This window comes from Vulcanisaeta distributa JCM 11216 (assembly GCF_001315985.1).
GTDB classification, from domain to species: Archaea; Thermoproteota; Thermoprotei; order Thermoproteales; family Thermocladiaceae; genus Vulcanisaeta; species Vulcanisaeta distributa_E.
Map to the genome: position 1 here is coordinate 44,826 of NZ_BBBI01000002.1, position 20,348 is coordinate 65,173.

Annotated in this window: 24 protein-coding genes and 4 pseudogenes; 16 read left to right on the top strand and 12 right to left on the bottom strand. The window is 45.6% G+C overall.

Going from position 1 to position 20,348, the window contains the following annotated elements:
- Positions 1-3: 3 nt before the first annotated feature.
- Genes JCM11216_RS15265 through JCM11216_RS02135 form a run of 5 tightly spaced genes read right to left on the bottom strand, consistent with a single transcriptional unit; the run spans position 4 to position 1,848 of the window.
- Complete coding sequence (locus tag JCM11216_RS15265) at positions 4-441, bottom strand: hypothetical protein (protein WP_243674867.1); 438 nt, start codon at positions 439-441, stop codon at positions 4-6.
- A gap of 29 nt (positions 442-470) precedes the next feature.
- Entirely contained in the window at positions 471-641 is a 171-nt protein-coding gene (locus JCM11216_RS15270; protein ID WP_243674868.1) for a hypothetical protein, read from the bottom strand.
- Positions 642-671: 30 nt separating this feature from the next.
- The gene (locus JCM11216_RS02125) at positions 672-944 is read right to left on the bottom strand and encodes a hypothetical protein (protein WP_054853160.1); all 273 of its coding nucleotides are present in this window, start codon (positions 942-944) and stop codon (positions 672-674) included.
- A gap of 1 nt (position 945) precedes the next feature.
- On the bottom strand, positions 946-1,536 hold the full coding sequence (locus tag JCM11216_RS02130) for a hypothetical protein (protein ID WP_054853161.1): 591 nt from the start codon (positions 1,534-1,536) through the stop codon (positions 946-948).
- Between the two features lie 33 nt (positions 1,537-1,569).
- Positions 1,570-1,848: a DNA-directed RNA polymerase subunit L gene (locus JCM11216_RS02135; protein ID WP_054853162.1), complete on the bottom strand. Its 279-nt coding sequence runs from the start codon at positions 1,846-1,848 to the stop codon at positions 1,570-1,572.
- Positions 1,849-2,426: 578 nt separating this feature from the next.
- Here JCM11216_RS02135 and JCM11216_RS02140 point away from each other — a divergent pair.
- The 4 genes from JCM11216_RS02140 to JCM11216_RS15275 all read left to right on the top strand — a co-directional run bounded on the left by JCM11216_RS02140 (position 2,427) and on the right by JCM11216_RS15275 (position 6,919).
- Positions 2,427-3,611, top strand: coding sequence for a hypothetical protein (locus JCM11216_RS02140; RefSeq protein ID WP_243674869.1), 1,185 nt, complete (start codon positions 2,427-2,429; stop codon positions 3,609-3,611).
- A gap of 359 nt (positions 3,612-3,970) precedes the next feature.
- Entirely contained in the window at positions 3,971-5,500 is a 1,530-nt protein-coding gene (locus JCM11216_RS02145; RefSeq protein WP_054853164.1) for a MoxR family ATPase, read from the top strand.
- Positions 5,497-6,621: a hypothetical protein gene (locus JCM11216_RS02150; RefSeq protein WP_054853165.1), complete on the top strand. Its 1,125-nt coding sequence runs from the start codon at positions 5,497-5,499 to the stop codon at positions 6,619-6,621. Before JCM11216_RS02145 ends, JCM11216_RS02150 begins: the two co-directional genes overlap by 4 nt.
- Positions 6,622-6,742: 121 nt before the next feature.
- On the top strand, positions 6,743-6,919 hold the full coding sequence (locus JCM11216_RS15275) for a hypothetical protein (protein ID WP_243674870.1): 177 nt from the start codon (positions 6,743-6,745) through the stop codon (positions 6,917-6,919).
- Positions 6,920-7,104: 185 nt separating this feature from the next.
- Here the strand turns inward: JCM11216_RS15275 and JCM11216_RS15280 are convergent, their stop codons facing one another.
- From JCM11216_RS15280 to JCM11216_RS15290, 3 genes are read right to left on the bottom strand one after another with little or no spacing between them, the layout of a single operon-like run.
- A complete protein-coding gene (locus tag JCM11216_RS15280; protein WP_243675010.1) occupies positions 7,105-7,608 on the bottom strand; it encodes a CBS domain-containing protein in 504 nt (167 codons plus the stop codon).
- 23 nt (positions 7,609-7,631) lie between these two features.
- Positions 7,632-7,862 (bottom strand): CBS domain-containing protein, encoded by a 231-nt coding sequence (locus tag JCM11216_RS15285; RefSeq protein ID WP_243675011.1) that lies wholly within the window; start codon positions 7,860-7,862, stop codon positions 7,632-7,634.
- Complete coding sequence (locus JCM11216_RS15290; protein ID WP_243674871.1) at positions 7,855-8,265, bottom strand: CBS domain-containing protein; 411 nt, start codon at positions 8,263-8,265, stop codon at positions 7,855-7,857. The genes JCM11216_RS15285 and JCM11216_RS15290 overlap by 8 nt, the downstream gene beginning before the upstream one ends.
- Before the next feature lie 76 nt (positions 8,266-8,341).
- Here JCM11216_RS15290 and JCM11216_RS02160 point away from each other — a divergent pair.
- From JCM11216_RS02160 to JCM11216_RS02195, 9 genes and pseudogenes are all read left to right on the top strand, one after another.
- Positions 8,342-8,805, top strand: a pseudogene (locus tag JCM11216_RS02160) (RecB-family nuclease).
- A gap of 44 nt (positions 8,806-8,849) precedes the next feature.
- Positions 8,850-9,245, top strand: coding sequence for an NADH-quinone oxidoreductase subunit A (ndhC, locus tag JCM11216_RS02165; protein ID WP_243674872.1), 396 nt, complete (start codon positions 8,850-8,852; stop codon positions 9,243-9,245).
- A 5-nt stretch (positions 9,246-9,250) separates the two neighbouring features.
- On the top strand, positions 9,251-10,507 hold the full coding sequence (nuoB, locus tag JCM11216_RS02170; RefSeq protein WP_054853168.1) for an NADH-quinone oxidoreductase subunit NuoB: 1,257 nt from the start codon (positions 9,251-9,253) through the stop codon (positions 10,505-10,507).
- A 167-nt stretch (positions 10,508-10,674) separates the two neighbouring features.
- A pseudogene (locus JCM11216_RS02175) lies at positions 10,675-11,783 on the top strand (NADH-quinone oxidoreductase subunit D).
- Between the two features lie 157 nt (positions 11,784-11,940).
- Positions 11,941-12,414 (top strand): PaREP1 family protein, encoded by a 474-nt coding sequence (locus tag JCM11216_RS02180; RefSeq protein ID WP_054853169.1) that lies wholly within the window; start codon positions 11,941-11,943, stop codon positions 12,412-12,414.
- Between the two features lie 72 nt (positions 12,415-12,486).
- Positions 12,487-12,921 (top strand): hypothetical protein, encoded by a 435-nt coding sequence (locus JCM11216_RS15295; protein ID WP_243674873.1) that lies wholly within the window; start codon positions 12,487-12,489, stop codon positions 12,919-12,921.
- Complete coding sequence (locus JCM11216_RS02185; RefSeq protein ID WP_243674874.1) at positions 12,902-13,687, top strand: DNA double-strand break repair nuclease NurA; 786 nt, start codon at positions 12,902-12,904, stop codon at positions 13,685-13,687. The genes JCM11216_RS15295 and JCM11216_RS02185 overlap by 20 nt, the downstream gene beginning before the upstream one ends.
- 58 nt (positions 13,688-13,745) lie before the next feature.
- Entirely contained in the window at positions 13,746-14,171 is a 426-nt protein-coding gene (locus JCM11216_RS02190) for a hypothetical protein (protein WP_054853170.1), read from the top strand.
- Between the two features lie 41 nt (positions 14,172-14,212).
- Positions 14,213-15,545: pseudogene (locus JCM11216_RS02195) on the top strand (cyclic 2,3-diphosphoglycerate synthase).
- Here the strand turns inward: JCM11216_RS02195 and JCM11216_RS02200 are convergent.
- The 4 genes from JCM11216_RS02200 to JCM11216_RS15305 all read right to left on the bottom strand — a co-directional run bounded on the left by JCM11216_RS02200 (position 15,538) and on the right by JCM11216_RS15305 (position 18,284).
- Complete coding sequence (locus JCM11216_RS02200) at positions 15,538-16,170, bottom strand: pyridoxamine 5'-phosphate oxidase family protein (RefSeq protein WP_054853171.1); 633 nt, start codon at positions 16,168-16,170, stop codon at positions 15,538-15,540. The pseudogene JCM11216_RS02195 and the gene JCM11216_RS02200 sit on opposite strands and share 8 nt — an antisense overlap.
- A gap of 170 nt (positions 16,171-16,340) precedes the next feature.
- Positions 16,341-17,135 (bottom strand): acyl-CoA dehydrogenase family protein, encoded by a 795-nt coding sequence (locus JCM11216_RS02205; protein WP_054853172.1) that lies wholly within the window; start codon positions 17,133-17,135, stop codon positions 16,341-16,343.
- A gap of 1 nt (position 17,136) precedes the next feature.
- Positions 17,137-17,628: an acyl-CoA dehydrogenase family protein gene (locus JCM11216_RS15300; protein ID WP_243674875.1), complete on the bottom strand. Its 492-nt coding sequence runs from the start codon at positions 17,626-17,628 to the stop codon at positions 17,137-17,139.
- 29 nt (positions 17,629-17,657) lie between these two features.
- Entirely contained in the window at positions 17,658-18,284 is a 627-nt protein-coding gene (locus JCM11216_RS15305) for an acyl-CoA dehydrogenase family protein (protein ID WP_243674876.1), read from the bottom strand.
- A 186-nt stretch (positions 18,285-18,470) separates the two neighbouring features.
- Here JCM11216_RS15305 and JCM11216_RS15310 point away from each other — a divergent pair.
- The 3 genes and pseudogenes from JCM11216_RS15310 (at position 18,471) to JCM11216_RS15320 (ending at position 20,254) form a co-directional block, all read left to right on the top strand.
- Positions 18,471-19,522: pseudogene (locus JCM11216_RS15310) on the top strand (AMP-binding protein).
- The gene (locus JCM11216_RS15315; protein ID WP_243674877.1) at positions 19,519-19,710 is read left to right on the top strand and encodes a long-chain fatty acid--CoA ligase; all 192 of its coding nucleotides are present in this window, start codon (positions 19,519-19,521) and stop codon (positions 19,708-19,710) included. The pseudogene JCM11216_RS15310 and the gene JCM11216_RS15315 overlap by 4 nt, the downstream one beginning before the upstream one ends.
- Positions 19,673-20,254, top strand: a complete 582-nt coding sequence (locus JCM11216_RS15320) for an AMP-binding protein (RefSeq protein WP_243674878.1) — start codon at positions 19,673-19,675, stop codon at positions 20,252-20,254. The genes JCM11216_RS15315 and JCM11216_RS15320 overlap by 38 nt, the downstream gene beginning before the upstream one ends.
- Positions 20,255-20,348 lie beyond the last annotated feature (94 nt).

Below are 20,348 nucleotides of genomic sequence, written 5' to 3' on the forward strand. Positions count from 1 at the left end.
CGATTATCGCTTCAGCCTAGACCTGGAGATTAGGTCCCTAATCATGATCACAGAATCACTGGGCACGATAACGGGTACGCGAGCCAAATTCGTACTATTTACAGGCACGATCTCGATGACCTGGGCTCTCGAGTGTATTAATGGGCCTCCCGCCGACATGGCGTACGCCGTGGAGCCCGTGGGCGTCGATATTATTAGGCCATCAGCCACATCATGCCATAGGTACTCATTATTCACGTAAAGGCTATACTCAAGAGTCATCGCACTCCTTGCCGGGAATATCGCAACCTCATTTATTGCATATGGTAATTTCTTCCCCTTAATATTCACGGAAAGTCTCAGTATCTCCTCAATATCGTAATTACCATCAACTATTGTGGTCAATGCCTTATCCAGGTTCGTAATATCCACGGAATTCAAAAAACTTAATCCGAAGCCCACGGTAAGGACAGGCCCCCCCTCCCACGAATTCAACCTATGAAGTTCATGAGTATGAACCTATCTGTCCCAATAACACCCACTACATCATACCCATCGACATCACCACCTACCTCGGTGACGATGGTGAAGGAAGAATAATTGCCAATGATCTTCTTAACCTCATCAATAACACTGGGCATCGCTATCAATAACCCCTTCATCTTTGCTAATTATAGAACAATCAAGGAATTTTATTTTTTACCACCCATCAGGAACCACTGTAATGTATACCTTAAAAACCGCGGGTAGGCACCTACCTGAATGCTAACAGCAATGATTATAGGCATACTCGGACTAGTATTCATCGCAGTAGGCTGGACACTCACACTAGGTGATGTACCACCACTTAAGTTAACAATACCGTACCTACTAGGGAGCACCCTATTAACGGTATACTCAGCACTAAATTGGAACACCATATTCCTAGTACTAAACGGCGCATCAACAATACTCTCCGCAATCAACCTAATAAGGCGGGTTCGAACGCCTAAGGCTAATTCCAAAAATCATGGACAGGGCAACGAGCTCAAGCATTAAATCACCCCTGACCAAATACGTATCACCACCATTACCCAACAACCAGGTTACTGGTGAATCAAGAAGCAGCGTATTCCTCGCAGTACCCCTACCCAACGCCACAACGTACTCCCCCTGGTCCTTATTGGCCATAACAACGGTATAAACAGAACCAGGGACCACTCGGTCACTAACCGCGATTTCAGCCACACCAACCACATCAATTACCCTAACACCAACAAAGCCGAGCAGCGACAACGCATCACCCATGGAACCCACGCCCTGAATTTTCCTAAGCATGCTCACTACCGACAATAATACACCCCCCCTCGCAGTACCCCCCCTTTGAATTGGTATGGAATTTCCATAGGGCAGCAACGATAGAACAACGGAACCCCCCCTAGCTCTGCACGCACCACTTATCGAAATAACAACACTACGTGGAGGCACGTCACAATTACCAACCTCCACAACCTCTTCACCCAACTCCCTAACCACATCAACAAGCCATTGCGGTGATTTACCAAATACATAAATCAAGGCTCAATCACCAGGGATGGAAAAATTAACCACTTAAGACGAGTGTAAAAAACCGTTCTCCAACTCCTCAATATCCTTCAATATCGCATTTACGGCATCCTTAATAACATCAAGCGGTGGCTTCCCCCCCTTGGTCTTTATCCTAAACCGAACATTCTGAGTCAATGGGTGATCAACATCGTACATCGCATACTCAACATCAGGTCTCTTAAGTAAGTACTCAATCAACGGCGCGAACAACGTGTACGTCTCCCCCTGCACCACAGCCTCCAGGTAATTGTCCTCAGCCCTAACAATGCTTATCTTGATCACGAAAACAATGTGGAATAGTAGCAAAATAAAAGCTTTAGCTCTAGCTTAAAAATAATACATTGAGCGAATAACAAAGTGATGACAACCCCCGGAACAGACCAATGAAGAATTCACGTACCGACTGACCACACCTAACCCAGCTTTTACGAGTTCATCACCAACACCGTTCTTAGCATTCACGTCAATCATTCCTGGAAGACTTAAATACCCGCTTTACCACTCATTAACTGATTGTTGCGGTTAATTATCGGCTTATTACAGGTAATGTTTAGTAATTTTCTTAACTTACTAAGAGGAAAACTAAGCCCGTGATCTTGACGTTACCTGGTCGCGTCATTAGTCTAGTGCCAATGATAGTCTCATTTATTAACTCTTGCGAGGAAACAATAATTAGGAGATAGCTAGGCAGGTCTTAGGTAAGGACTTTAAGCTTTATGAGTTAAGAAGATTTCGTCGCATGGATGATAAGCCAGAAAGTAACTGAGTGCTGTGAAAATTCTTCAGGGCAGAGCTCCGCCGAGTGAGTATAGGGTGTTGATTGAGCATTATTGGTCGCCTAGGCATGAGGAGCTACGCCAATGGTACTTGAAACATACGCCTTGTTTGTTGTGTTTGTGATTGTGTCTGTAAGGCATTTATTTCTTGGAATCGATTGCTCAGTAATGTCTCGACTTGATAAGTCTCGTGATCTTTGGAGGATTAGTCCCGAGCATTTACTCATAATTTTTATCATTGCTTTAATAATCGCAATCATACTGCTATACCTTACGCATTTCCAGCCAGTATTAGGCCCAATAATTGGCGCCCTAATCTCGGTAATCGCGGTGCTAAGCAACGACCTAGCCAAGTACTACTCGTCAACGAGTACGTTAAGGCTTTCCCTGGGTATTGGCGGTGAGAATGATTCAGGACTTGACGTTGAGGTTTTTAATCCAACGCGTAGGGTCTCGGCAATGATAATCAATGATGGTAATACGATTATTAGGGATGTAAAGGCGTCATTAACGATTAAGGTTAAGAAAGGAAATGAAGAAAAATACCACCTCGGCGACGTTCTACTGCGTAGAGCCCAATTTGATGATTATAAGAAGAAGTATAGTAGCATTGAGAATTTACTCAATTCATACAATTGCCAGAATTATCTCGTTAATGAGATTAATCCTCACGTAATTGGTGAAACACTTCCCTGGGCACTTCCTGAGAAGATAATACCGAGACCCGCGGTATACTTCCCAAGGAGGATTCGCAGGGAGAGAATAAAGGAGTTAATTGCTTGTAAAGACGAGGATAAAATTAATTTATTTAACCTCCTCGAAATTACTTGTAAAAGTATAAAGGAAGTCCTTGATAAATGGCTTTCTGATGAATTGCCGATGCCTTGGTTCTTCACTGATTATCAGCACATAACCTCGATATCTCCTGGTCAGAGGAATAGGTTGTTAATATTTGATTACGTAAAATTGAGTGAGGATGAGTACTTAGTAATGCCCTATAGTGAGTACGGTGGTGAAGGGATAAGTGACCCATCATTAAGGCCCTACAGGGCATGCCTAAGGATAACCAAGGATACGGAGCTAATGCTTGAAGTCACGGTACACGGCGAGGGCTCAAGAAATCCCCCCCTAAAATTCAACCTATGCATAGACTTTGACAAATTAAACCAATTAGAGAAGGCAATACAATGCGGGGATTACGACCAATTACTCCAGGCGTTGAACAAGCTCAAATGCCAAGGCCAGAAGTGGGTTATGAAACCACTGTGAGTCACGACTAAGACAACGAACACTAAGCCAAGGTAGAGAAACTTAGTAATTGATACCTTAAGCACGCGCCATGCTTGCCATGTTCTTGAATTTTACGGTATCCATAGTAACACTAATCATCTGCTCATCTTTAACCACGGACCCACGAGAATTGAGCCAGTAAATCTGACCTGTCCAAGGACCACAGTTAGTGGGAGGCCAGGCAAGGCCCAAGGCATTCTGCATTAACCTCACACTCTAGCCTGAGGTTATTTACGCTTTATAGTGCATTCCTTATTTCTTGCCCTTAGTCTTTGTAGCTCCTGGTAGAAACAATAACGCATAATTTTTATTACATTAGGTTTGGTAAAAGTAATGCTGTGGATGAGGAACGTAAATTAAGGGAAGAGAGTGGTATTAAGGGTGATTGTGACTTATTACGGGGCATTTACGGTGAAAGTATTATTGATTATGCGTTTAAGTTATTAAGTGAATATCATGCATTACTTATCCTAGGTCCTCCAGGTACTGGTAAGACTACGTTAGCTAGGTGTTTGGCCCGTAAGCTTGGTGCTGATTTGATTGAGGCTACGGTTCATGGTTGGTTCAGTAGAATGGATCTAATAGGCGGTTATGTACTTCAGAGTGGCGACACAGTTTGGAGGGATGGAATACTGCTTAGAGCTGTCAAGAGCGGTAGAAAGACCCTAATACTCCTAGACGAGATTAATAGGGGGGGTGAACCCGAGAAATTCCTCGCCGAACTATTCACAGCACTATCAAGGCCCGATAAGAAATTAAGCATACCAGGCACTGGCACTGCCCTGGGCAGTAATGATGTGATGATGGAATTCTCCGGCAATCCATTCTCAATAATAAACTCATTCAGGAGATGGAAAAAGGAAGGAGGCGAATACGTATGGGGTTTGGAAAGTGATGGTATTAATAAGTATATCCTAAATAAATTGAATGAGTACATGACTAATGGAAAAAGGGTCTTTGCAGGAATATTTTTCTACGGAAGAACATACCTCAATAAAGAGAAAGATAAAGTTATACGATTATTAGCCTTATTCGGCGAAATATCTAGTTTGAAGCTCGAAGAGGATGAAAAAACTGCCGGGGAATACATGCTTAATGAGAGATTTAATTTAATTTTAGGAATAAAGCCATTAGCATATCTTAAAGTCCTCGATAACGAGGAGAGAATATTTATCATAAACATAAGAGATACTAATGAAGAGAGAAGACTTAATGAAATTCGAGATTTAGGAATTTTCGTTAACGATAGAAACTATGTCATTAGTCCTAATATTGAGGATGAGAATATCGTAAATAAGGTTTCCATGCCCATCTCACTTAGTGATCATCCCCCCCTTCCACTTAGTTATGCGCTTGGTCGTTGGAATGAGACATTAACTGTTGGTGGTTTTCTTAGGGAGTTGGAGTCAACGGGGCTTTACGAATTTACCGAGGATGGTAAACGCTATTTGAATAGCAGCGATGATGGATCTGCGGAATTTTCTTTAGGCAACATCTATATTGTCGCCACTGCTAATACTGCTGATATTGGTGTTCTTGGCGGTCTTGGCTTTGCGCTACAGAGGAGGTTTAAGGTTGTTAGGGTTGATGCTAGTAAGGGTGCCCTGCATAAAGCCTTGGATGCGTTTAATGTTAAGAGGGATGAGTATTTGAAGGAGGTAGATGGGATTTGGGATGCATTGGAGAGGTGCCTTAGTGATAGGCTTGGTAGGGGGGGTTATAGGGATTATATGCCAGGTTGGTCCTACTTCATTGATTATGTTAAGTTAAGGGATGCCGGGTTTAGCAGTGATGAGGCATTTAAATCTGTGTTTAACATCTATGTTGAGAGACTTGAATGTACGCGGAGCGGTGAGTCGCTTAAATGAGCTTCAATGATGAGGATGTGAATAAACTCTTGAGTGCCATTGTAAGGAGTAGTACGGCTCTTAGGGTGATTGAAGCTCTCGGTAGGGTTAAACTCGTTAGGGGGGGCGGGGGGGAAGGTTATAGAAGCGTCGTTAGGCTTAGCTGCGAAAGCAATTACTGCAAATTCGTTGAAAGCGATTGCCCAGCTTACACGTTAGCTTCGGTGTACGTTCTTGGCTTATTTAGGGACTTATTTAGGATATCAGCTAATTTAAGGCCCATGTACTTACTGAGTGCTGAGGCTCATGGTGTGATACTAGATAGATTAGCCTATACTATACCCTATGGAGTGTATGAGAACTTAATGTACATCCCCCCCAATATTGATACGCCTGAGAATAGATTCATGAAATTCATACTGAATTCAGTGGTTAGGTGCGGTGAACGGGGGATTAGGGTTCCGCGGTGGTTAATTAATGAGGTTAATTGGGCGTTAAGGTTCACGTGGTTGAGTAAGGTTACTGATGTTGAGGAGGTTGATTTAAGGGAATTGATTGCGAGAAAGCCTCATTTAAATCCGCCTTATGATGTATTATTGGAGCTTGGCGGTGTTTTGAGACGTGAAACCGCTGGAGTTGAATATATTTATAGGCTCCTTGAGATATACGTACTAGGCATTATCGTCGATTCATTAGGTGAGGGTTATGATATCGAAATGAGCATTAGAGGTGGTGGTTTAGAAATAAACCTTAGCAATGGCGTTAAAGTCTATTATCAAGTAGGTCTTGGTGAATTGTGTGAATTAAAGGAGTATGAGTGCTGGGTCCCTGACATCGTGGTTATTAAAGATAATTTAATATTTGTGGTTGAAATCAAGGCCACGGGCTATGTGGATTACCTAAAAGATGGTGCCTTACAAGTGCTTAACTACGCTAGACAGCTTCAGGATTGTCTCAATTACGTGAATGTGAAGCCAATCCTGGTGTATTATGGCGTTAAAGACGAAGATGTGAATAAGTTGATTTCGGAATGCTTCAGGGACAAAGTTGAGTCAATAAGCCTAAAACTGGATAATCATGAATCTAAATTACTAGGATTATTTCATGTTCTGTTCAGGACCTATTTTCGTAAATTTCAATGAAGTGATGATTAATCATGAATCAATCAGTTAATGAGCGGTGAGACAGATTTAAATACGAAACTGGCACCGCCAGATTTTGAAGCGAGACCACGGATTAATTCCCTATTCCGCAAATGTTACTGTGTTAATAGGCGGTATATCACTGAGCCAGGCCGCACAGCTCATGCTGTCACCACCAACGAGCTTCGTAGTCACTTGGCAATCAACATACCAAACGCCACTTGGCACGAGAACAATAACATGCACAGCGACGACGTACATACCAACGAATCAAACAACACAGGCATGCACAGGCTAGATAGGAAATGAAGCTTAAAGTCTATTGGAAGCGCATGTTGTTGGCGCACGGGTTAAGAGCTAAGTAGTGGTGCCTTGGTGTTCTAATGCTTGTTTGTTAGATGTAGTGGTGCTCTTGGTTTTGTGTCAGTCGTTGGCGAAGTAATCACCGGTCATTAAAGGGTGCGTTCATCACGGGCTAATTAATTACTCGCTGGGTGGTCCTCCGCGTAGTCTTCCTCTCCTCTTTATGTCCCTTGTTCTGTTTATTTCCCTTTCGATTCTCTTGATCAAGGTCTCAAAGGCGTACCTAACGGCGTTGACTGGGTCCCAATCAACCTCGTTGACCGTGTACGTGTTTGCGTTGTCCTTGAGCATTATGTGGACGGAGTACTTGCTTCTCTTCTCCTCGCCTCCCCTCTCGTACTTCTTAATGTTTATTTTCATGTCGATTACGTTAGTCATCCTATTGATCTTGGCGATGTAGTTCGAAATAACCTTCTCAACTAGTGGCTTAGCGTCCTCGTCAATCTCGGTGAGCTTTGCCTCAACGGGTATCTCCTCGTATGGTTTAAGTACGGCCCTTATCACGTCGTAGCTCGACACGACGCCCACCACGGATTCTCCCGAAACCACGGGCATTCCTGAAATGCCCTTGTCAAGCATTAAATTGACCGTTGTGTAAACATCATCGGCTTCATTAACGGTTATTACCGGAGTAGTCGCTATTGCCTTTACGGGGGGGCCGCGAGTACGTCGTCCTCGGTACCAACAACGTCACCCCTCCTGCTACGCCGTGGTATTGATGCATAGTATAATCGCTCAACTATGTCTCGCATTGAAACAATGCCGTAAAGCTTACCTGAATCAAGCACTGGTAGGCGTGTTATTCCATGCCTAATCATGAGCCACTTAGCCCTTGCCACGGCCTCGTCGGCGTCAATCGTGATTGCCGGCTTAGACATCACCGATGAAACCGACGTGCGGGGGTAACATCTTATTATTAAGTAGGTACCTCATTATCTTCTCCCTTGTCAGTATACCGACAAGGCTCATGCCTGGGTCAACCACGGGTATCGCCCTAACCCTCAGGGTTAGTATCTTAGTCATTGCCTTAACGAGGTCTGAGTCCTGGCTTATTGAGTATGGTGGTGACATGGCGCTTGAGACCTTTGATCTAAGGCTGATCCTTCTCTCAAGCAAATCCCTGTAGCTTAGTACGCCCACTAATTTGCCATTCTCGTTAATGACTGGGACAACCCAAGCCTTATAATCCCTCATGTCCGAAATTATCTTGGAAATAATGTCCTTGGGCTTTGCAATAACTACTACGTTATCCATGAGTTCACTGACCAGTGGTGTACTCATTAGGAATTTGATTTGTAAGGCCCTTTAATAATTTAATTGGGTTATAGTTTTATAGGAGGCGCTGAGTTGCGGCGTGATGGATTGCCAACAAGCCGTTAACAACGTAATACCCGTAATTCACAACCCAGCCAGTGTGCAGAAATTACTGGATGCGGTAAAGGTCTCACTTGGCTTCGGCTTGAAGACCATAGTGGTCACCAAGGCCGTGGGTACAGCAGCCCAGCAGGGCGTGCCTGAGGCCTTTAGGCTTGTGCTCAGGTCTGGGGGGGCCACATTGATTGTACTGCCTGACATTAAGGATGCCGTTGAGCTTCTTCACCCAGACTCTGTATACTTCTTGAGCACTAGGGGGGGTGATTCCATGGGGGGGATGAGGTTAGGGGGGGTAGGGTTTTGGTTGTGATACAGGCGTCTGACCAGCCATTTATGCAGAGTGAGTTGAGTTTGGGTCGGCAGGTTAAGGTTGTTGGCCGTGACGTGGGTAGTACGGCACTACTAACACTGGCGCTTAATAAATTGCTTGGGCAGTGTGTTGAATGAGGTTATTACTTAAAAATGCCTCATTACTAGTTCTTTCGGTCACGATGTCAGCCTTCATTGATGCATTGGCGATACTGATAGTGCTCGTGGTGATAGCCCTAATAGCCGATGCTTCAATAATATATATAGCGAGGAGAATCGCCGCAAGGAACCCAAACGCATCTAAGCTCCAGAGGTATGAGGCTGGTAACCCACCGGTTGGTGAGGCTAGGTATGTCTTCCCCATACAGTACGTAGGTTTTCTACTCATGTTTCTCGGTATGGAGCCTATCATTGTCATATTACTAATCCTATCATCAATCGCCATCAAGGCACTACCAATGACCTATATAATACTGGCTGTGCTTGTAATAACCCTACCAAGTATCTATGTTGGTTATAAATACGCACTAAAAATAGCGTATCCCAAAGAATTTATAAGAAGGCCAAGCGGTAGGTGACGCGAATGTCGCTTGACAAATATTTAGAACCCTACAAGAAGTGGGGGGGCACGAAGTACTCCCTATGGCCTGTCCACCTCGTAACGGCATGCTGCGGCGTTGAGATGGCGCATACCTGGAACCCAACCTACGATGCGGAGAGGCTTGGTTCATTACCATGGCATGCACCAAGGCAGACAAACCTAATCCTTGTTGAGGGTACAATAACCTTCAAGATGGCCAGGGTCCTCAGGTATGTTTGGGAGCAAATGAGTGATCCAAAGTACGTAATTGCCATGGGCTCCTGCGCCGCCGAGGGCGGCATATTCTGGAATAGCTACCACGCGGTCCCCCCCGTTAATAAAATAATACCAATTGACGCATACGCCATCGGTTGCCCACCAACGCCAGAGGCCGTTATCCAAATGATTAAGATCGTCCAGAGGAAGATAGAGACGGGCGAGGCCAAGGCCAATGTTAAGCCAAAGACGATTGACTTAACGAAAATATTCACACCATCACCAACTAAACAACCCGCACCAAACCCACCGCACAGGATAACCCCCCCCAACCCACACATACCCATTTGCCAGGAAAAGAAGGTTGAGTGGCCCTTCGGTTATGAATTAATAAACAACCAATTAATGCCCACACTCAAGGAATCGGCCAAGAAAATCGTTGTAACTGACATTAATAGAATATGCATTGATACGGAACCCAATAAGTTAAGGGATGCCGCATCATCGCTGTCAAAGCTTGGCTTTGACCATGTTAAGTCGGTTAACGTTATTGATGCACCCCACGAGAACAAGTTCTATATTGAGTACTGGATATCGAGTTACGGCAAGAAGGAGTTAATGCCAGTGCTCATTTCATTAACAACTGAGATACCCAGGGACAACCCCAGGGTGCCAAGCCTAATCGACATTTGGCCAAGCGCTGACTACATGGAGCGTGAGATGTATGACTTCTTCGGCGTTTGGTTCGAGGGTAACCCATGGATGGGAAAGAACTTCCTACTTGACCCAGACACCCCCCCTGTTAAGTTCCCGCTTAGGAAGGACGTACCAATAGTTAGGGAGTTCTACATAGTCGATAGGGAATTCCCTGGACTACCAGTGGCGCCACCACAGCCGAAACCGACTGCAGCACCGCAGAAGCCAGCCCAACCAAAACCTGCACAGCAGGCTCCACAACCAAAGCCCACAGAGGCTACACCGCAGTCAAAGCCAGCTCAGGAAAAGCCAGGTGAGGGTAAGCAGGAGGTGGGTAGCACCGGGTGATGGGCATGGGTAGTAATGAGAGGTATGCGGAACTGCCCGTTAGGATGGAGGTGCCTGAGGAATTCGTTAAGAACTTCGTACCAATACCAAAGGAGTACGTTGAGGAGGCCTACAGGAGCGAGGAGTACCTGGTCTTCATAGGCCCTCAGCACCCAGGGAGTGGCCACATGAGGATAATACTCAGGCTTAAGGGTGACTACATCGTTGATGCAATACCAGACCCAGGCTATGTCCATAGGGGCGTGGAGAAGCTTGCCGAGACCAGGCTCTACATACACATATTACCGCTCATCGAGAGACCCACGATTCAGGACTCGGCAAACTTCGACCTTGGCTACTCACGCGCAGTGGAGAAGCTGGCTGACCTAGACGTGCCCAAGAGGGCCCAGTACATTAGGGTTATACTGGCCGAATTAAGTAGGATAGCCACGCACCTATACGATACTGGAATCCTCGCCGTATTCATCGGCCACAGCACTGGCTACATGTGGGCCTTCGGACTTAGGGACGTGATCAATGAAGCGTTCATCAGAATAACTGGCACGAGAACCACCCTGAGCTACACAGTGCCAGGTGGTGTTAGGTGGGATGTTAAGCCCGATGTCCTCAACTTCGTAAATGAGTTAACGAATTACCTGGAGAGGAAGATGAAGGATATGGAGTCAATATTCGTTAAGAACCCGGTGACGATACATAGGCTTAAGGAGGTTGGTGTACTAACGAAGGAGGAGGCGATAAAGTACGGTCTAGTCGGCCCATTCCTTAGGGCATCAGGTGTTGAGTATGATGTTAGGAAGGTCGAGCCGTACGAGGCATATAGTGAGTTTGAGTGGGACATACCAGTGGCTGATGAGGGTGACTCATACTCTAGGTTCCTGGTTAGGGTCGAGGAGATTAGGCAGAGCATTAAGATAATTAGGCAAGCTGTTAAGAACATACCAGACACACCAATACTAAGCGAGAAGATATTATCAAGAATACCGCCGAAGGATAGACCACAGGCAGCGAAGGACATTAGGACATTCCTAACAAAGACTCATGTTGGATTAACGCCAGGTGCTGGCGAGGCAACAACATTGACGGAGGCTCAAGAGGACTCCTGCTATTTACATTAGTATCTGACGGGCATAGCAACGTGCCGTATAGATTAAGGATGGTCACGCCATCATGGCTACTACTCAGGGGATTCATGGAGGCGCTAAAGGGTTATAGGCTAGCGGACGTACCGGCCATATACGGAAGCTTCGGCTACTTCCCACCGGAGGCTGACCGATGATTATGAAATTAAGTCACAGGGAAATCAAAGTCCCTTTATTTAGGTACTTACTTTTGATGGGTTTTACAAGTCAGTTTCATTGGCATAGATAGTATTAATGCTGCAATAACGAAATGTAACTTTATTAGGTATTTTAACGATGTATTGGTGATGTAGTATGGAGGAGTTGATTAAGGTCGCTAGGGAGCGCGGTATCGATGTTGAGGACTTAATAATAAGTGCGTTGTCAAAGATTGATCCTCAGGAAGGGTTGAGGATAAGGATGGAACTCGCCAAGAGATACCTAGACGAGGTGGATGAGTACTTAAGAAAGGGTGATGCTGTTCAAGCCAGTGAAAAGGCCTATAAGGCTGCCGAGGAGTGCGTTAAGGCGTTGGCCGAGAAACTAAACATACCTGAGTATCAGCAGGCTATAAGGGAGGGTAGGTGGTATACTTACTTATTAACGAGGGCTGCTGGCACGCTTTCCACGAGATTGGGTGATTGGGTATCTAACGGGTGGAGCAGTGCCTACGTGCTGCATGTATGGGGGGGTTTTCATGAGGCTAAGTTGGGTGTGAATGATTTAATGCCATACATTGATAAGGTTAGGACATTAGTTAGAGAGACTGAAAACGTATTGAGTCGGTAAGAGCTCGGGGGGGTGTAATTGCAGACCTTGCTCATTAGTGCTTTATATACCTACCTGTAATCATACTTTGATATGTTACCTAGTGATTATGGGCCTGGGGATATTGAGTTTTGGATTGAACCTCCATTATTACTTTCTATACAATCTGATGTTAAGGAAATGCTTAATGAGGGTGTTGATTCGCAGGTACTTGCCCTGGTCCGCGGGTTGAGGAAGGTAATTGAGGATAGGGGTTTGACTAGGAGCATTAGTTCATCAGCAAGGGCCTTCAATGCCTATGCAATAGATTCGAGTTACCCAACACCACCTCTTGAGCTTATTGGCGGTGTTATGACAGTGCTCTCCTATGGCTATGTTGGCTACCTCAATGGCTCATACGATAGGTACATGACCGGTGAGGTTGTTTTTGAGGATGTTGGTGAGTTTGAGAGGGTAATTACGAGGAGGGCTCAGGTTAGGGAGAGGGAGTTGGCGATTAGGCTTCTTCGTGATAAGGCCAGGGGGTAGGAAGGGTGTTGACTTGGTAATACTTGATGGTGAAATACCGGTACACCCGCTGCCGTATAACCTACCTGTTGAGGGTGGTGTGCTTGCTCGTGTTACGAACGTTATTGGTGACCTACTGGAATTGGCTATGAAGACCAAGACGCCGATTATTGGTGTTGTTAAGAGGGTTAGGTCCAGGTTCCTATCGGTATTAACTAATGAGTGCCTGCCAATGAATGATAAACTTATTGCGAGCCTAGTCCTGAATAACGGTGAGTACATGGTACTTGGGAAGTACGATAATATATTGCCCCCCCAGTGGGTTCGGATAAATTACAGCGATTGCGAATTGAGAAAAAGGTGCAGGAGTGGGAAGTGCGACGACATTAAGGATCTAATGAGTAGAAGACTTAACGAGGGCTTGATAAACCTTGAGAGGGTATTTAGTGGGTCTACCCACCCTGGCTTGAAAATGCTTCGTGACATATACGTGGTGTTTTATAAGCCACGTAATGGCGCACCTGCGGTTAAGCTCGAAATCTTCAACCCAAGTGATGGTGTGAGTATTGAGGATTTGGTGGCGTATCTCGAGGCTCAAACAACCGATACTGGTTACCCCTTCCTGCTTGATAGGGTTGATGAGTATGTTAGGCTCGATCCTAGGATACTGGATTATGTGAGGAGCCTGCTAATTAAGGATTCAAAGGATTTGAACCCAGCCCTGTTAACCATGCTCCAATTGACAAATCCACAGAAGGCCTACTTAGTGAGGAGGCTAGAGGCGTGACTTCCAGTTTGTTTTGGCGGGCTATCTTTAATAACCGGGAAGTAAGGTTCCTATAGTAATGAGGATTGGGATTAGGATGATGATGTTAATAATCAAGGTTTCTGTATTCCTGCCATTGGCGATAGCCGCCGTTGTGAGCATTAGGTTTGTCACGCCCATTTTCGCGCCCATCATAATACTTGCCTTACTCGTGCTCATAATTTACCTCAATGGCGTATTAAATAGGAAGCTTTCGCGTATGTGGGGGGGATTGCAGTTATTAAGTATTGATAATTATGCAATTTATGAGAGGGGGGGAATTTATGTAAAGCCAATGGATATATTTTACTCATGGGATGAATTAAACGGTGTACGTGATGATCAATTACTCATAACATTCGTATTTAATGATGGTACCGAAATATCATTATCGAGAAGTATTATCGAGAAATTGCATGGTTGTCCCTGCCTTCGTGGAGTTAAACAGCAGGTAGTGGGTAAATAATAAATAGTGCCATTTTAGTATTAGGGAGCGGTGATTCCTCATTGCGGCGGGTAATAATACTGGGCGCGGGCGGTCGAGACCTGCACGTATTTAACATGTACTTCAGGCATAACCCTGAGTATAAGGTTGTGGCTGTAGCCCAGGTTCAAATACCGGGTATTGGCGGTAAGCGTTACATAAAGGGTGCTGGAGATCTCTATCAACCAGGTGGTATACCACTCATTGGCCTTAAGGATCTTGAGGACCTCGGCCGCTTAATAAGGGATTTAGGCGCCGATGAGGTCATCCTAGCTACAGTGACCTGCTCTATAATGATGTGGGTAGGATAATAAGCATTGTGATGGCTAACGGTGCAAGCTTCAGTATTCTTGGTCCTAGGGACACCATGATAAAGTCCTCAAAGCCCATGATAGGTGTAGTGGCCACTAGGACTGGTGCCGGCAAGTCAACGGTGTCGCATGAGGTAACTCTCGAACTTGTTAAGAGGGGTTTGAAGGTCGCTGCGATTAGGCATCCAATGATTTACATGAACCCAGATGACATGATGGTGCAGATATTCAAGACAAGGCAGGACTTGATGAAGATCACGTTCGAGGAGAGGGAGGAGTACGAGCACTACATAGACATTGGCGTGCCAGTACTTGCCGGTGTTGATTATGAGATGATTCTCAATGAGGCCGAGTCCATGGCGGACGTACTACTATGGGACGGCGGGAACAACGACTTCCCATTCTACTACACGGACTACCTGATAACGGTTACTGACGCCAGGAGGCCAGGGCATGAGGTTGGGAGCTTCCCAGGCGAGGTGAATACTAGGCTCGCCGATGCTGTAATTGTGACTAAGGTCTCGGACTCAACCCCCCCGAGAATGTAAGGACCATAATCAATAATATAAAGGCTGTTAACCCAAGGGCGTCAATAACGCAGGCAGATCTCGAGGTATACCTAGAGGATCCAAATGCTGTGGCTGGTAAAAGGGTGGTGATAATCGAGGATGCACCGACGGTAACGCATGGCGGCTTACCATACGCGGCGGGTACATAGCCGCTAAGAAGTACAATGCCGAGATAGTGGATCCGAAGCCGTATGCCGTGGGCATAATAAAGGAGACCTACGCGAAGTACACGCACATGGGGGGGCCCGTACTACCAAGCCTAGGCTACACGCCAGAGCAGATTAGGGATTTGGAGGAGACAATAAGGAGGATACCCGCTGACGTAGTTATCATGGGTACGCCAGCCCCGCATCGAGGATGTGGTTAAGATCGATAAGCCCATCGTTAGGGCCAGGTGGAGACTTAAGGTTCTTGAGGGGGGGCCAACGGTAAGTCAATTAATCGATGAATTCCTTGAACGTGTAAGGCTTAAGTAGGTTTGCGGGACGTGACCAAATCCATTAAATATTTCGGTATTGGCTTATTATTCGTACCTATGGGCATGCCGTAACTCACAATTATTGGAATTATACCCTCCCAATGCCTATCACTACTAACGATTGGCCCACCATCCCTCCTCTTAATTGCAAAGTCCTCTATCCTAATCCTAACAACGGCCACCGATTCCAACTCATTGGTTGTTGGTAACTCAGTATCGTTTAGTCTGCCAGGTACTAATCGATTAATTAGTAATTGAAACACACGGAGTTTTTCGCTTAAGTCGTTAATGAAGGATCCCCCCCTGCCATATATGATGGCTGATTCATAATTTATTGAATTATTGCATAAATTGCTCGAGAGCACTATGCCATGAACCTCAGTAACAGCTATCACAATTGGAGATCCACTACCAATTATCTTAATCAACCTGCTGTCCGGTGAACCATGCATGTATATGTATTGATCATCATTGACATAAAGCATTGGTATTACGTATGGTTCACCACCGTCAATGAAGCCAACGTGACATACGAAATTCCTATTCAGTATCCTCATTAATTCATCCTTATCATACGAGGCTCTCTCACTGTACCTTATCACCTTAACCTTACGAAAACCCATGCAATTAGCAAGTCTTGAATTAATTTAAGAATTACCATAGCTTCTTACTTATTCATGAACCCTGGACCTATCGTATGATTCCCACAACTCATCCATGCCAAAACTGTAGACCTTACCCAAAGTAACACTACGCCTTAGATATAGGTGCAGGTCAAGCTCGTCAGTAAACCCTATACCCCCCCATGCACCTGAATGCTATCCCTAATCGTGTTTGGGACAACCCTTGATGCGTAATCCAACGCCATGGGCGCCAACTTCAGGTCATCGGCAGCCCTTAAGTATAGTGACCTGGCGAGTTCTATGTTGAGTGCCATATTCACCAATTTATGCTTCACAGCCTGGAATGCACCTATTGGTCTACCGAAGGCAATCCTCTTCTTTGCATAATCCACCGATAACTCGAGAGGCGGCTTACCGGTGCCCACTATGGCTGCGGATAATAAGAGCGCTACTAAGTCCCTATTCACACTTACCTTAGTACTCCTCCTAAAGCTGACTTGACACAACTTCATCGAGTTATCGAAGGAGTTCAGGGGGGGCTTTACCGTGGCATCATCCTTCCAGATTAGGTTATCGCCGATTATTATGGCGTCGGCCCTATGCGCCTCGGGCGCCATGCCTGCGATATTTGATATCGATATTTTTAACCTACCCTCATACTTCTCATCGCCGAGTTCGTTACCCGTAGCTGCGGCTCCTATTATCGTCGTTACGACAATACCGGGCGGGAGCCTTGAACTTACCTCCTCCATCAGTATTGCCGCATCCCTCGGCTTAGCATCCCTGAAAAACTCAAACAAACCAAAATCCACCAAGGCCCTCCATAACTCATCAAGTACTGATACATCGCCCTCACCATAACTCCTTAGTTTAGTCGTTGACCAAGTCTTACTGAAGAGTTCATTCACGTTATTCAGTATTAACTTCAATTCATCACTTAGGTAATCCTTAACGCCAATAATCATACTAAACACCCTTTGGAAGTCCCAGTACGAGTTCTCCAAGGAGGTTACGCAGGATTTCGGAGGTGCCGGAGAGCAGTGTATAGCCCTTACTATCTATGTACCCAAAGGACCACTCAAACAAATCACCCTCAACAAGAGCCTCAGGACCCAACTTTGAAATAGCGGTTATGTATATCTTCTCAAGAGCCTCAGAAGCCAATAACTTTATTGAAGCGGTTTCAGGACCCACAATCTCACCCCCCCTCAATGCAAGCATGAGCATCCTATCATAGAGTTCCTTAATGGCTAAGGCCTCCTCGAGCAGCGCCAACGTATCCGCATCACGCTTTATCTCCGCCAAGTGCTTAGCAACGCTTACTGCGGCATAGGCGAAGGCGCCGCCTATGTTCAGTCTCTCGAAGTTCAGGGTAGTCATGGCAACTCTCCAACCCTCACCGACCTTGCCAACAACGTTCTCCCTGGGGGACCTTAACGTTATCCAGGAAAACCTCACTAAACCCCCCCGGCCTGCCATTGATCTGCTTAATGGGCCTGTAGGTAATTCCCTCGGATTTCGTGTCCACGATAAACATAGTCAAGCCCCCTATGCCTCTCCTCAGGCGAGCCCGTCCTGGCGAGTAGTAGGTAGTAATTGGCCAGGTGAAAGTCACTGCTCCAGACCTTCCTGCCATTTATTATGAAATAATCACCCTTGTCCTCGGCCCTTGTGGTTATTGCGGCTAGGTCGGAGGCGCAGCATGGTTCTGAGAAGCCCTGGGCCCAAACGTCCTCGCACGTTAGTATCCTCTTCAGGTACTTCTTTTTCTGTTCCTCATTGCCGTGATAAAGAATAGCCGGGCCAGCGACGGATAAGCCAATGCCCGGGCAGCCGGGGGGGTAAACAATACCAAGGCTCAGCGCAACATCCCTTACTATTAATTCCTTCCTAACATCATCGCCAAACCCACCATATTCCTTAGGCCAACTTATACCAACCAAACCAGCTTCGTAAAGCGTTCTATGCCACCTAATGGCTGCATCAATGAATTTAGGGTCCTCATAATACCAACCAATACCACCACGCCTAATCCTCATCTCAGGAGGAGCATTCCTAATGAACCAATCCCTAACATAATTCCTGAACCCCCCCTCGAGTTCAGTCTCTGGCATATAAAAATCTTAATTAATTAAATTATTTTTATAAGTATTGCTTTATCGTAAATAAATGACACGCATAAAATAATAGCAATATAATTTTCCTATAGTATATTTAATAACTTATATGATTTAATGAACGAATTAAATAATATGTATTTCCGAGAAAAATTTAAATAAATTTTATTTATAATAAATTTAATGAAAGAGCAGGTCTCGCAAGAACATAAGTATGATACTAGAGAAGAAATCTTTAATGAGATTATACCTGGTTATCAATTAACCATTGACAAAATACTCAAGACAGGCGTAACGTTATTTCCCAATAATGAGATTGTTTATTGGCCTCCAAATGGCCGTAGGCTTCGTTTTACATTTAGTGAGTTTAATGAGAGGGTTAACAAGCTTGGATGGGTCCTTAAGGAGCTTGGCGTGGTTGGTGGTGACCCGAGGAGGATGGGTACGAGGGTTGCCATCCTCGATTGGAACACGCATAGATTCCTTGAGTTGCTATATGCTGTTCCAATGTACGGCGCGGTGCTCCAACCGGTTAATATTAGGCTGGCCTCTGAGGAGATTATTTACGTGATGAATAAGTCCAAGGACGAGGTAGCCTTTGTATATTCTGACTTCCTGCCATTGATAAAGGCAATAGCCCCCCCAAAGCTTGAGTACCTAAGGAAGATAGTCGTCATGCATGATGCGAGGAGCCAATAAAGATTGAGCGTATCGGCAATGCCGAGGTATACGATTATGAGGAGTTGATGAAGGAGGCCAGGGAATTCAATTACCCAGAGGAGCTCGATGAGAGGACTGTCATGGTGATGATGTACACCTCAGGCACCACTGGGCTGCCCAAGGCAACGATATTTAGGCATAGGGAAATTGTACTACATGCAATTGCCGTATTGATAATCGCAGTGTGGAATTGGTACCCAGCGCACTACTTAAGATTCACCAGGAACGCCTATAACCCACTCGGTGAGCCATCACTCCTCCTCGTACCGTTCTACCACGTACTTGGTTGGGGGGCGCCGTATTACAACATCATGGGTGGTACGCCGAAGATAGTACTGCCGGGTAGGTATGAGTGGAATCACATCATTAGGTTGATCAAGGAAGAGAAGGTAAAGAATGCGGCGGGTGTGCCAACAATGCTATACCTAATGCTAAGCAGTCCCGAGCTCAAGGACGTGGACCTGAGGGGGGGATTCCTATGGAGCCTGGGCGGTGCGGCAGCCACTAAGGGTTGATTGAGGAGGCTAGGAAGAGGGGGGGTGTGATATTAACTAATGGTTACGGATTAACAGAGACAGCACCAGTCGTTATAGCGCCTGCATTGTCGCCAGACCTAATAACGAGCCTAAGCGAGGAAGAACTCCAGGAATTAATAGTCAACAGCATTGGAAAGCCCCTACTTTGTTCAAGCCAGGGTAGTTGATGAGAATGGCAAGGATGTGCCTAAGGATGGAAAAACCGTGGGCGAACTGGTGCTGAGGGCACCCTGGATAACCCTGGGTTATTACGGAGACCCAGAGAAAACAAGGGCCGCCTTTAGGGATGGTTGGTTCCACACTGGGGGGGACTTGGCAACGTGGGATGAGAGGGGGGGCTTTATCTACATCGTAGATAGGGCTAAGGACGTTATCAAGAGTGGTGGTGAGTGGATATCAAGCCTTAAACTCGAGAGTTTAATATCGCTCCATCCAGCAGTTGGGGGGGAGGTGGCGGTCATAGGCGCTGTGCATGAGAAGTGGGGGGGTGAGAGGCCCGTGGCCATCGTCGTGCTGAGGCCGGAGTTCAAGGGCAGGGTTAAGGAGGAGGATATTATAAATCATGTGAGGAAGTTCGTGGATGAGGGTGTTATACCGAAGTGGTGGGTACCTGATAAGGTGATATTTGTTGATGAATTGCCGAAGACCGGCGCCGCTAAGATTGATAAGAAGGTGCTTAGGGATAGATATAGGGATGTATTGATTAAGTAGTGAAAATAATTATTCTCTTTAAGAATTAAAAATAAATTTATTCCTAATTACCTAGGATAATTTATGGGAAGGGCGTACATAACAGGTTTTCATC